Origin of the sequence: Streptosporangium sp. NPDC002721 (genome assembly GCF_042888905.1) — a bacterium.
Classification (GTDB): Bacteria; Actinomycetota; Actinomycetes; order Streptosporangiales; family Streptosporangiaceae; genus Streptosporangium.
Map to the genome: position 1 here is coordinate 30,013 of NZ_JBIAQI010000017.1, position 13,120 is coordinate 43,132.

Consider the following 13,120-nt stretch of genomic DNA (forward strand, 5'->3'; position numbering starts at 1 on the left):
GTCACCGTCGACGATCACGGTGCCGGCCGCGACGGCCGGGTGGGCCTGCAGGTGGGCCTCGACCTCGGCCAGCTCGATGCGGTGGCCCCGGATCTTGACCTGGGAGTCCTCCCTGCCGAGGAACTCGATGTTCCCGTCCGGCCGGTACCGGCCCAGGTCTCCGGTGCGGTAGAGGCGCTCGCCGCGATGGTGGACGAACCGCTCGGCGGTCCTGGCCTCGTCGCCGAGATAGCCCAGCGCCACGCCCGCGCCGCCGATGTACAGCTCCCCGGGCACCCAGTCGGGGCTCGGCCGCATGCTCGCGTCGTAGACGTGGAAGCTCTGGTTGGCGAGCGGTCTGCCGTACGGGACGCTGGCCCAGCCGGGCAGGTCCGTGCCGATGGGGTGGTAGATCGACCAGATCGCGGCCTCGGTCGCCCCGCCCAGGCTGACCAGCTCCAGGCCGGGCAGCCGTCGCCGGATCCGGCCGGGGAGCGCCACCGGGATCCAGTCGCCGGAGAGCAGGGCGAGCCGCAGCGACGGCAGCTCCACCTGTGTCTCCGCCTCAAGGTAGTGCTCCAGCATCTGCAGCTGCGCGGGTACCGAGTTCCAGACCGTGACCCCGTGCTCGGCGACGAGCGCGGCCCAGTGGGAGGGGTCCCCCCTGCGCAGCGCGTCCGGCAGCACGAGGGCGGCGCCGGTGGCGAGGGGGCCGAAGATGTCGTAGACCGACAGGTCGAAGCCCAGGTTGGCCAGGCCGAGCACGCGGTCCTCGGCTCCGACGCCGAAGCGGGCGCCGATGTCGTCGACGGTGTTGCGCGCCGCCCGGTGGCTGATCACCACGCCCTTGGGCGTCCCGGTCGAGCCGGAGGTGTAGATGACGTAGGCGGGCTCGTCCGGGTGCCGCTCGACCGCGGGGCCCGGGGGCGCGGGCTCCAGGGTGTCGACCGCGATCCAGCCGCCCTCGGCCAGCCATGACTGGGTGAGCACCAGCCGCGCCGAGGCGTCGGCGAGGATGCGGTCGCGCCTGCCCGGCGGCTGGCCGGTGTCGACCGGGAGGTACACGCCCCCGGCCAGCAGCGTGCCCAGCACCGCCACGACCTGCTCGACGCCCTTGTCCATCACCACGGCGACGATCTCGCCGGGTGCGTGCCCCGCCTCGCGCAGCGCCCGCGCCACCCCCCACGCCCGTACCAGCAGCTCGCCGTAGGTCAGCGAGCGGTCGCCGACGACGGCGGTCCGGCCGGGGGTACGTCCGGCCTGGGCCACGACCTCGTCGTGCAGCAGGCCGTACGGGAGCGGCGCGACGGTGTCGTTGACGTGGTCGCGGCGGCGGGCCTGGACGTCGGGCAGCTCGACGGGCGAGGCGCACGCCCAGGTCTCCTCCTCCGTCAGGCGGCCGAGCAGGGCGGTGAACGCGGCGAACATGTCGTCCACGAGCCCGTCGGGGAACACCCCCTCGCGGACGTCCCAGTTGATCAGCAGCGCCCCGCCGTACTCCTTGACCTGGCAGTCGATCCACACCTGGGGGGTCTGGCTGATGCCGTACACCGGCATGCCGTGCTCGGCCTCGTCCCGGCCGATGCCGATGGCGCTGGTGAACACCACGGGCATCAGGCCGGCGGCCCTGCCCCGCCTGCGGGCCAGCTCGCGGATGACCTCCATGCCGCCGCAGCGGCGGTGTTCCAGGTCGGTGAAGAGCTGTCGGCCGATGGCGGCGGCGCGGTCGGCGAACGGAGCGTCCGGCGTGGTGTCGACGGCGAGGAGGTCGAGCGAGGTGAAATCGCCCACGACCTCGTCGATCCGCGGGTGCAGCGGCGGGCGGTCGAGCAGCGTCAGGTTGAGGGTGAACGCGGGCCTGCGGCTCCATCGCCCGATGACCTCGGCGTAGGCGGCGAGCACGGCCTGCGACGGGGTGACGCCCGCCGCGCTCGCGCGGGCGCGGAGCCGCGCCCACTCCCCCGGCTCCAGCGTGGCCTCCCAGCGGGTGAACCTGGCGCCCGCGTCCTGGCCCAGCGCGGGCAGTTCGGGCGCGGGGGGCAGGTCGTCGATCCTGGCCCACCAGTAGGCGCGGTCCCGGTCGTACCGGCTGCTCTCGCGCTGGGAGCGCAGGCCGAGCACGCAGTCGCGGAAGCCGAGCGGCAGCGGCGGCAGGACGGCCTCCGGGTCGTCGAGCAACCGGTGCAGCTCGGCGAGCAGCAGCTGGATGCTGACGTAGTCGGCGATGAGCAGGTCGATCGAGGCGTGCAGCAGGGACGCGCCGTCGGTGTGGGTGATCCGCAGCTCGAACAGCGGCCAGGCACCCGGCGGGTAGACCTTGTGCGCCATCTCCTCGCGGATCGCGGCGAGGCCCTCCTCCGGGTCGGCGCCGCGAAGGTCGGCCACCCGGACCTCGTAGCCGGGGACCTCCGCCTGGACGTTCTGGTGACCGTCCGGATGGATCACGGCGCGGAGCATGTCGTGGCGGCCGATCAGGGTCCGCCAGGCGGCCTGCACGCGGTCCGCGTCGAGCTCGGCGAAGGCGACCTCGACGTAGCCGTGGCAGGCGACGCCGCCGTAGCCGAACGCGTCGTTGCGTCCGACGAGGTACGCCTGCTGGATGTCGGTGAGCGGGAAGGGGTCCAGGCGCCGTTCCGGCTCCGGGCGCACGGTCTCCGACGCGGTCTCGCGGCGCAGCTGCTCGATGATCTCCGGCTTGGCGTCCAGCAGGGCCGCACGCCGGTCCTCGGTCAGCGCCCCCTTGGGAGCGCGGAACCTGAGCTGTCCCTCCTCCTCCCACAACCTGATCCCCGCCGACTCCATGTCGGCGATCAGTCCGCGTACGGCAGGTGCCTGGGCCTGGGTCACAGCACGCCCTCTTCCGTGTCATTGTCGTCGTCGATCGACAGCGCGCAGTCCGCGATGGTGGGGGCGGCGAAGAAGCGCCGCAGGGTCACCTCCACGCCGAGCCGCCGCCTGGCGATCTCCGCGAAGCGGGTGGCGAGCAGCGAGTCGCCTCCCAGGGTGAAGAAGCTCTGGCTGCGGCCCGGTTCCGGGATCTCCAGGAGTTCCGTCCAGATCTCGGCGAGCCGCCGTTCCGTTCCCGGTCGTGGCGGATCGTCCTCGGGCGGGGGTTCGAGGGTGGTGGTGAGGGCGGATCTGTCGATCTTCCCGTTGGGGGTGAGGGGCAGGTGATCGAGGGTGGTGATGGTCGGCGGGATCGCGTGCGCCGGGAGGCGGTCGGTCAGGAAGGCGCGCACCTTGTCGGGGTCGGCGTCGGCCGGGGTGAGGAACGCGGCCAGGCGACGCTGGCGACGCTCGCCCACCGCGACCACCACCGCCCGGTTCACCTGCGGGCTCGCCTCCAGGACGGCCTCGACCTCGCCCAGCTCCAGCCGATGACCCCGGATCTTCACCTGATGATCGACACGGCCCAGGAACTCCAGCGTGCCGTCGGCCCAGTACCGGCCCAGGTCCCCGGTCCGATACCAACGGCTTCCGGCGTACTCCACGAACTTGGCCGCCGTGGTCTCCGCATCACCCCGGTAGCCCTTTGCCACTCCGGCGCCGCCGATCCACAACTCGCCCGCCACCCAGTCCGGGCAGTCACGACCCCGGCCATCGACCACCCGGAAACGCTGGTTACGCAGCGGGAACCCGTACGGTACCGACGTCCAGTGCGCCGGGACGTGGGCCACCTCCCACACGTTCGACCAGATCGCCGCCTCCGTCGCACCCCCCAACGCCACCAGGCGGCACCGGCCACCGCTACCCGTGGCCAGCCGGGCCTGCAGATCCAACCCCACCCAGTCACCCGACACCAACGCCACCCGCAACCGTGGGGGGACCCGATCCACCGCTGAGAGCAACATCTCCAGCAGCGTCGGGACGCTGTTCCAGATCGTCACCCCATGCAGGACGCACAACTGCGCCCACCGTTGTGCGTCGCGGCGCTCGTCCTCTGCGACCAGCACCACCGCGCCGCCCGCCGACAGCAACCCGAACACGTCGTAGACCGACAGGTCGAAGTCCAGCGCCGAGACCGCCAGCACTCGATCCCCGGGGCCAACTCCGAAGCGCTCGTTGACGTCGGCCACCGTGTTCAACGCCGCCCGATGCGAGACCTCCACACCCTTCGGCACTCCCGTCGAACCGGAGGTGAAGATCACATACGCCGTCGCATCCGGCGACACCCCCACCGGAGCCACCAGCCGCTCACCGGCCGGTATCTCCGTCAGCACCCGCACCACCCCGGCCCGCGCCAGCATCGACTCCCGGCGCGCCGTCGGCTGGTCCACCCCCACCGGCACGTACACCCCACCGGCCGCCAGCACCCCCAGCACCGCGACCACCTGATCCACACCCTTGGGCAACACCACCCCCACCGCGTCACCCGCGCCCACACCCCGGGCCCGCAACGACCCCGCCACCCGCAACGCCCGATCCGCCAGCTCCCCGTAGGTCACCCGATTCCCGTCCGAGATCAGGGCGGGCAGGTCCGGTTCGGCGGCGGCGCGGGCGAAGAACGCCTCGTGCAGGGTGCCGTCCGGTACGGGGCCCACGGTGTCGTTGGCCCGGCGGCGGACGAGCTCCTGCTCCACCGGCAGGCCGACGGGGGCCGGGGCCGACCAGTCGCCCTCCGACAGCCACTCCAGCAGGCTCAGATGCGTGTCGAACATCGCGTCCAGCACGCCGGGCGCGAACAGCTCCTCCACCGCGTCCCAGCGGACGAGCAGCTCACCGTCGACCTCCGCCACCTGGTAGTCCAGCCACACCTGCGGGGTCTGCGACACCCCCCAGACCTGCTCGGCGAAGGAGGGGCCGAGCGTGCCGCCGTCGGAGACGCCGAGCATGCTGGTGAACACCACGGGCATGGTCATCTCGATCGAGTCGGCCCGCCTGGCCAGCTCGCGCATCACCCACACGGCCGAGACCTCGCCGTGCTCCAGTCCGCGCCAGACCTCCTCCTGCAGGCGGCGCGCGCCCTCCAGCCAGCCCAATCCCGACCGATAGCCGACGAGCATCAGCGAGGTGAAGTCGCCGAGGACGCGGTGGATGTCGGGGTGCACCTCGCGCCGGTCGAACAGCGTGAGGTTGAGCGTCAGCTCCGGCTGGGCGCTCCAGGCGGAGAGGATCTCGCCGAAGGCGGCCGCCAGCACCGTGGAGGCGGTCAGGTCGTGCTTCCTGGCCAGGTCGGAGACGCGGCCCCAGCGCTCGGCGTCCATCCTGACCTCGCGGCGGACGAACCGGGGCCGGTCGATCATGGCCGGATCGACGCGCAGCGGCAGTCGCGGCGCGGGGGGCAGCTCGGGCAGGCGGCGGCCCCAGTACTCCTTGGCCGCCTCGAAGACCGCGCGGTCGGGGACCATCCCGAGCACGTAGTCGCGGAACGACACCTCCAGGGGCGGGAGCACGGTGGCGGGGTCGCGGTAGAGCAGGTCGAGCTCGGCGAAGAAGGCCATCGTGCTCAACGCGTCGATGATGATGTTGTCGAAGCCGACCCCCAGCCGGACGCGGCCCTCGTGCCGCGCGGCCCGCGCGTCGAACAGCGGCCAGGTGGCCGGGTCGAACACCTGGTGCGACATCTGCTCGCGCAGCCGCTCGGCGCTCTCGACCATGGTGATCGAGAAGCGCGGCACCTCGGGCAGGATGCGCTGGAACCCCTCCGCGTCGAAGACGGCGCGCAGCATCTCGTGCCGCTCGATCAGCAGGTTCCACGCGGTCTGCAGCCGGTCGAGGTCGATGTCGCCGTCGAACTCGGTGTAGAAGTGGCAGCCGACGCCGCCGAGCGTGAAGTGCTCGGCGCGGCCGAGCCAGTAGGCGCGCTGCACCTCCGTCGGCGGGAACGGGTCGTGGCGGTGTTCGAGGTCGGCGCTCAGCACCGGGGCGGGCGCGAGCGTCTCGTCCAGGGTGAGGGTCGCGGCGAAGTCGGCGAGCACCGGCGAGTCGAACAGCAGGGTGAGCCTGGCGTCGGTGACGCCCGCCGACCGCAGCCGCGCGATCATGCGGGTGGCGAGCAGCGAGTCGCCGCCGAGGGCGAAGAAGCTGTCCGCGCGGTGCACCGCGGGCAGGTCGAGCAGGCCGGCCCAGACCTCGGCGAGCAGGACCTCGGCCGCGCCGATCGGCGCCTCCCCCTCCTCGCTCACCGGCGTGTCCTCCGCGAAGGAGACGAGGGCGGATCTGTTGACCTTTCCGTTGGGGGTGAGGGGCAGGTGATCGAGGGTGGTGATGGTCGGCGGGATCGCGTGCGCCGGGAGGCGGTCGGTCAGGAAGGCGCGCACCTTGTCGGGGTCGGCGTCGGCCGGGGTGAGGAACGCGGCCAGGCGACGCTGGCGACGCTCGCCCACCGCGACCACCACCGCCCGGTTCACCTGCGGGCTCGCCTCCAGGACGGCCTCGACCTCGCCCAGCTCCAGCCGATGACCCCGGATCTTCACCTGATGATCGACACGGCCCAGGAACTCCAGCGTGCCGTCGGCCCAGTACCGGCCCAGGTCCCCGGTCCGATACCAACGGCTTCCGGCGTACTCCACGAACTTGGCCGCCGTGGTCTCCGCATCACCCCGGTAGCCCTTTGCCACTCCGGCGCCGCCGATCCACAACTCGCCCGCCACCCAGTCCGGGCAGTCACGACCCCGGCCATCGACCACCCGGAAACGCTGGTTACGCAGCGGGAACCCGTACGGTACCGACGTCCAGTGCGCCGGGACGTGGGCCACCTCCCACACGTTCGACCAGATCGCCGCCTCCGTCGCACCCCCCAACGCCACCAGGCGGCACCGGCCACCGCTACCCGTGGCCAGCCGGGCCTGCAGATCCAACCCCACCCAGTCACCCGACACCAACGCCACCCGCAACCGTGGGGGGACCCGATCCACCGCTGAGAGCAACATCTCCAGCAGCGTCGGGACGCTGTTCCAGATCGTCACCCCATGCAGGACGCACAACTGCGCCCACCGTTGTGCGTCGCGGCGCTCGTCCTCTGCGACCAGCACCACCGCGCCGCCCGCCGACAGCAACCCGAACACGTCGTAGACCGACAGGTCGAAGTCCAGCGCCGAGACCGCCAGCACTCGATCCCCGGGGCCAACTCCGAAGCGCTCGTTGACGTCGGCCACCGTGTTCAACGCCGCCCGATGCGAGACCTCCACACCCTTCGGCACTCCCGTCGAACCGGAGGTGAAGATCACATACGCCGTCGCATCCGGCGACACCCCCACCGGAGCCACCAGCCGCTCACCGGCCGGTATCTCCGTCAGCACCCGCACCACCCCGGCCCGCGCCAGCATCGACTCCCGGCGCGCCGTCGGCTGGTCCACCCCCACCGGCACGTACACCCCACCGGCCGCCAGCACCCCCAGCACCGCGACCACCTGATCCACACCCTTGGGCAACACCACCCCCACCGCGTCACCCGCGCCCACACCCCGGGCCCGCAACGACCCCGCCACCCGCAACGCCCGATCCGCCAGCTCCCCGTAGGTCACCCGATTCCCGTCCGAGATCAGGGCGGTGCGGTCGGGCTCGTGACCGGCCCAGGTGAAGAAGCCCGCGTGCAGCAGGCTCTCGGGCAGCGGCCCGGACGTGTCGTTGACCTGCTCGCGGACGAACTCCTGCTCCATCGGCAGGCCGACCGGGGCCGGGGCCGACCAGTCGCCCTCCGACAGCCACTCCAGCAGCCGTCCGTACGCGTCGAACATCGCGTCCAGCACGCCGGGCGCGAACAGCTCTTCCACCGCGTCCCAGGCCAGGTGGAGGCCGTGCTCGTACTCGTTGATCTGGTTGTCGAGCCAGACCTGCGGCGTCTGGGTGATCATCCATCCCGGCTCGCCGAACGCCTCGCGGACCGCGGGGACGATCAGCTCGGTGCCCAGGTTGCAGGCGAAGACGACCGGCGCTCCCGTGTGCTCCCCGTCGCGGGCGAGGTCGCGGAGCACCTCGACGCCGGAGTAGCCGGTGTGCCGGGCGTCGGTACGGAACCTGGCCTGCAGCGTCCTGGCGCGCTCCGCGAACGGCAGCTCCTCGGACAGGTCGGCGGCGAGCAGGATCAGGTTGGTGAAGTCGGCCACCATTCCGGCCACGTCGGGGTGGACGGTGTCGTCACGGTCGAACAGCGGCACGTTGACGAGGAAGCGCGGCTCGCCGCTCCAGGCGGCGAGGACCTCGCAGTAGGCGGCGGCGAGCACCATGGCCGGGGTGAGCCCGTGCGCGCGGGCCCGCTCCTGGACCCGCTGCCAGGCGGGGAGGGAGAGCCACCTCTCGCGCCGGACGAACCGGGGCCGGGCGATCATGGCCGGGTCGAGCGCGAGCGGCAGCCTCGGCGCGCCGGGCAGGTCGGGCAGGCGGCCGAGCCAGTACTCCCGGTCCCTGGCGTGCTCCCGGGAGCGCTCCGCGTCGCGCGCCGCGAGATACCGGGGGAACGAGCAGGCCAGCGGCGCGGGCGGGTACCCGGGATCCAGGTAGAGACACGCCAGGTCCTTCATCAGGATCTGGAGGCCGAGCACATCGGCGACGAGGAAGTCCACCTCGAAGTGGACCCTGGAGCGGGCGCCCGGCAGCAGCGACAGCTGGACGTCGAAGACCTCGCCGCGGGAGGCGTCGAACCGCCGGTGCGACAGCCGGTCCCGCACCTGCCCGGCGGCCTCCTCGCCGAGCTCCGACAGGTCGTGCACGGTCAGGCCCGGCCACGGGCTGGTGTCCATGATCTGCTGCGTGCCGTCGTCGTGGAAGGTCGCGCGCAGCATCCCGTGCCGGTCGATCAGGGCGCGTACGGCCTCCTCCAGCCTCGCCGGGTCGACGCCGAAACCGTCGAACTCAAGGTAGGCGTGGCAGCCCACGCCCCCGATGACCTGGCCGTCCCCACGGCCGATCCAGTAGGCCAGCTGTACGGGGGTGAGCGGGAACGGGGCCGTCTCGTCCACGTCCCGCTCCCGCCCGGCCGGGAAGGCCGGGACGGCGGGCGACAGCCGCGAGCCGACCAGCGACCACCAGGCGGCGAGCGTCAGCTCCTCCGCCAGCTCGGCGAAGACGATACGGGCTCCCGCGCGCCGCCAGCGCCCGGCCAGCCGCATGGCCCGGAGCGAGTCCAGGCCGAGGCTGACCAGGTCGTCGTCGTCGCCGACTTCGGAGGGGGCGATGCCGAGCTGGTCGGCGACGTCCGCGCGCATCGACTCCATCGTCAGGGCGGCGACTGCGGTTTCTTCCATCACAACGAGAGCCCAACCTTCGTATCGTGTCTGAGGCGGTTCAGCCGGTGGTGGTCGCGTGCAGCCTGCGGGCCAGGCCCGCGGGTGTCGGCTCCTCGAAGATGTCCTTGAGCTTGAGCCGGATCTGGGTCGCCCGCTTGATCTCCTGGAGGAGCTTCACGGCCAGCAGCGAGTGCCCGCCCACGGCGAAGAAGTTGCTGTCCGGCCCCAGGTCGGTGCGGTTGAGCATCGCCCGCCACAGCAGGACCAGCGAGTCGGTCAGGTCGTCGCCGCTGCTCACCGCGAGGTCGGCCTCCTCCGGGCCGGCCGCGGCGGCGCGCAGCTCGGTGGCGAGCCGGCGCAGCGCCGGGTAGTCCACCTTGTCGTTGCCGGTCATCGGGAAGGAGTCCAGGACGACGTACTCCTGCGGCGTCGCCGAGTAGGGAAGCGACGAGCTGGCGTGCTCCCACAGCTCCGAGGTCACCTTGGGATTCCCCGGGGCCGTCACGAACGCCCACAGGACCGCGTCGGCGCTGGGGTCGCCGACGACCACGACCGCCGCCGCCCGGACCTCCGGGTGGGTGAGCAGCACGCCCTCGACCTCGGCGAGCTCGATCCTGTTGCCGCGCAGCTTGATCTGGCGGTCGAGCCTGCCGAGGATCTCCAGCTTGCCGTCCCCGGTCCACTGGGCCAGGTCGCCGGTGCGGTAGAAACGGCCGTACCAGGCGTGCGTGCCGAACCGCTCCGAGGTGAGCTCGGGACGGTCGTGGTAGCCGATGGCCAGCCCCTCGCCCGCGATGCACAGCTCCCCGCGGGTTCCGATCGGCAGCGGCCTGCCGTGCGGGTCGGCCACGTACACCTTCGTGTTCGCGATCGGCACGCCCACGTCGACGCGGTCGCTCGCGGGGTCGATCCGCCCGGCGGTGGACCAGATCGTGGTCTCGGTCGGGCCGTACACGTTGTAGAGCTCGCACCCGGTGACGGTGAGCTGCCTGGCCAGTACGGCGGGCATCGGCTCGCCGCCGCACAGCACGCGGCGGCCGGCCAGCAGCCCGGAGACCTGGTCGATGACGAGCCGCCAGGTGGTCGGCGTGGCCTGGACGACGGAGATGTCGTAACGGAGCAGCGCCTCGGCGAGCGGCTCGCCCTGGGTGCGGGCGTCGTCGGGCGCGACGGCGAGCCGCGCGCCCGCCGTCAGGGGCAGGAACAGCTCCAGCGCGGAGATGTCGAAGCTGAACGTGGTCAGCCACAGCACGGTGTCGTCGGCGTCCACCGCCAGCTGGTGCGCGAAGTGCGCGATCAGGTTGGCGAGGGCGCGGTGGTCGATCAGCGTCCCCTTCGGCAGCCCGGTGGAACCGCTGGTGTAGATCAGGTACGCGCAGTCTCCGGGCGAGACGGGGCTGGACGGCAGCACCTTCCCGGTCACCGGCCTCACCGAGTCGACCGGGACGAGGGACAGCACCGTACGGTCGCCGGGAACGATGATCCCCTCCCCGGCGAGGACCACCGAGGCGCCGGAGTCGTCGAGCTGGTAGTCGAGGCGCTGCTCGGGGTGGTCGGGTTCGAGCGGCAGGTAGGCCGCCCCGGCGAGCCACACGCCGATCGCCGCGGCGGCCAGCTCGGGACCGCGCCGCGCCAGCAGCGCGACGACGTCGCCCGCGCCGACCCCGGCCTCCGCCAGCCGGTCGCGGGTGGCCTCGGCGGCGGCCCACAACCGGCGGAGGCCGACGCCGCGGTCGCCGTCGAGGACCGCGGCGGTGTCCTCGGCGGGCGCGCCCGACACCCGGTTGGCGATCATCTCCAGCACGGTCGCGGGCGTCACGGTGCGTTCCGTGGCGTTGGCCATCTCGATGGCCGCCCGGTCCTGGTAGCACCAGACGGGCGCCTCGCCGAGCGGCCTGTCGGGCTGCTCGGCGAGCGTGACGAGCATCTCGTCGAAACGGGCCAGCAGCAGCTCAACGTCGGTCCGGTCGAGCACGTCCACGCAGAACGCGGTCCTGATCCTGATCGTCTCGGGGGTGGAGGTGACGAAGAACTCCAGGTCGAACTTGCTGTAGCCGTTCTCGACGACGACCTGCTCGGCCCGCGCGCCGTCCAGGGTGAACTCGGCGCCGAGGTCGGCCGGGATGTAGTTGAAGGTGTGGCGGAAGAGGTTGTTGCGCCAGCCGTCGCGCGAGACGAGCTCCATCATGTCGTCGACGGGATAGTCGGCGTGCGCCATGGCCTCCATGAACGTGCGGCGCGTCAGGCGCGCGTACGTGCGGAAGCTCTGCTCCCAGTCGACCCGCGTACGCAGGGTGAGGACGTTGATGTGGTAGCCGATGGCCAGGCCGGCCTCGGGTGAGCGGACGCTGACGGGCGAGCCGATGGTGAGGTCGGGGCCCGCGCCGTGGGCGGCCAGCAGCACGCCGTACGCCGCCATGAGGATGACGGACTCCGGCGCGCGCAGCTCGCGCTGCATCTGCCGGGCCGCCCTGCGCGCGGCGGGAGAGAGCTCCCAGTTGATGATGTCGCCCGCGAGCGTGGTCTGGGAGGCCTCCGGCTTCTCGCACCACAGGTCCAGCTCGGCGGCGCTGAACCCGGCCAGCTTGTCGCGCCAGAAGTCCGCGCTGCGCGGGTCGGCGGCCGGTTCCTCCCAGGCCTGGACGACCGTGGACTCGGGCACGCCACCCGCGGCCAGAGTGTTGTAGAGCGTGATGAGCTCGTTCAGCAGCAGTGCCGCCGACAGCCCGTCGAAGACCGAGTGGTGGATCGCCAGGCAGTAGACCTCGCCCCCCGGCTCCTCGATGACCGCGGCGCGCACCAGCGGCTCGCCCTCGGGCTGGAACGGCCGGGCGAGGAACCCCGTCAGCCACTGCCGCGTCGCCCCGGGACCGCCCTCCTCGATGCGGAGGTCGATCTCCTCGGGCGTCAGGACCTGCCGCATCATCCCCTCGGCCTCGACGCGGAACACCGTCCGCAGGATCTCGTGGCGGTACAGCAGGCGGTTGACCGCCTCCAGCAGGAGGGGGCGCCGCAGCCCTCCCGCCACGCCGAAGGCCACGCTCAGGTTGTTGACCCCGGTTCCGGGGACGAGTTCTTCGAGCATCCACAGCGCCTGCTCCTTGCGCGTGGCCCGCTCACCCAGCATCTGCTTCATGGTCATCTCTCCAGTACCTTCGTGACGGCCCGGGCGATCTCGTCGGATCTGAACAGTTCGGCGTGCGTCTCCTCGAACCTGAGCTCCTCGGCCACCAGCGGGCCGGGGGCGGTGTCGCGCAGCCTGTTCAGCCCGTTGTGCGGGGTGGACGAGCTCACCGCGACGGCCTTCCGCCAGTTGCCCCACGGGTCGAACTGGTCGGCCAGGCTCATGTAGGACAGGAAGGCGCTGAACGTGCCGAGCATCTCCTCGGCGTACTCCATGTCGAGCCCCGCCCTCTCGAAGGCGTTGTGGGCGATCTGGCTGAAGGTGCCGTAGAGATGGTCGGCGTAGCGCCCGACCGTGACCCCCTCCTGCCCGATCAGCCGGTCCATCGCCTCCTGGGTCGCGACGACGTCCTCCGGGGTGAGGATCGAGGAGAGGATGTCGAAGACCTTGCCGAACTGGAAGTAGATGTTCTCCAGGGTGATGGGTTCGGGATCGAAGACGACGAGCGCGGGTGCCCGCTCCTGCACCTCGGCGAGCCGGGTGGCGAGTTCCCCCGCGTAGACGGCGCCCACGCAGTAGCCCAGGACCGCGGTGACGTTCCGGCCGCCCGCCATGATCGGCGGAAGCCACGAGCCGAGGTAGCCCGGCCCGTCGACGCCCGAGCCGGGCGCGAGCCCCGGCGGGTCGACGTGCCAGAAGGTCGCGTCGAGGTCCATCCGGGCGACCAGGGTGGAGAAGCCCGCCTCGGCACGGCCGGTTCCGGTGAAGTCGACACAGAGAACGAGATCCGCCGAGTCTGACTCTTTGAGCGTCGTCCAGTTGGTTACCAGATTCATGATCACTTCCTTGC

Annotated in this window: 3 protein-coding genes and 1 pseudogene; all 4 read right to left on the bottom strand. The window is 72.0% G+C overall.

Annotated features, from left to right (window positions below; all coding sequences use genetic code 11):
* Positions 1-36: 36 nt before the first annotated feature.
* Positions 37-2,826 (bottom strand): annotated as a pseudogene (locus ACFYWM_RS24425) (amino acid adenylation domain-containing protein); the annotation flags it as partial.
* On the bottom strand, positions 2,823-9,164 hold the full coding sequence (locus tag ACFYWM_RS24430) for an amino acid adenylation domain-containing protein (RefSeq protein ID WP_389917751.1): 6,342 nt from the start codon (positions 9,162-9,164) through the stop codon (positions 2,823-2,825). The pseudogene ACFYWM_RS24425 and the gene ACFYWM_RS24430, both read right to left, overlap by 4 nt.
* A gap of 40 nt (positions 9,165-9,204) precedes the next feature.
* Positions 9,205-12,288, bottom strand: coding sequence for an amino acid adenylation domain-containing protein (locus ACFYWM_RS24435; RefSeq protein ID WP_389917752.1), 3,084 nt, complete (start codon positions 12,286-12,288; stop codon positions 9,205-9,207).
* Positions 12,285-13,106, bottom strand: coding sequence for a hypothetical protein (locus ACFYWM_RS24440; protein ID WP_389917753.1), 822 nt, complete (start codon positions 13,104-13,106; stop codon positions 12,285-12,287). Before ACFYWM_RS24440 ends, ACFYWM_RS24435 begins: the two co-directional genes overlap by 4 nt.
* Positions 13,107-13,120: the final 14 nt, after the last annotated feature.

Bases quoted from the DNA above. Each gene is read 5' to 3' on its own strand.
- ACFYWM_RS24430 (WP_389917751.1), bottom strand. From the start codon at position 9,164: ATGGAAGAAACCGCAGTCGCCGCCCTGACGATGGAGTCGATGCGCGCG.
- ACFYWM_RS24435 (WP_389917752.1), bottom strand. From the start codon at position 12,288: ATGACCATGAAGCAGATGCTGGGTGAGCGGGCCACGCGCAAGGAGCAG.
- ACFYWM_RS24440 (WP_389917753.1), bottom strand. From the start codon at position 13,106: ATGAATCTGGTAACCAACTGGACGACGCTCAAAGAGTCAGACTCGGCG.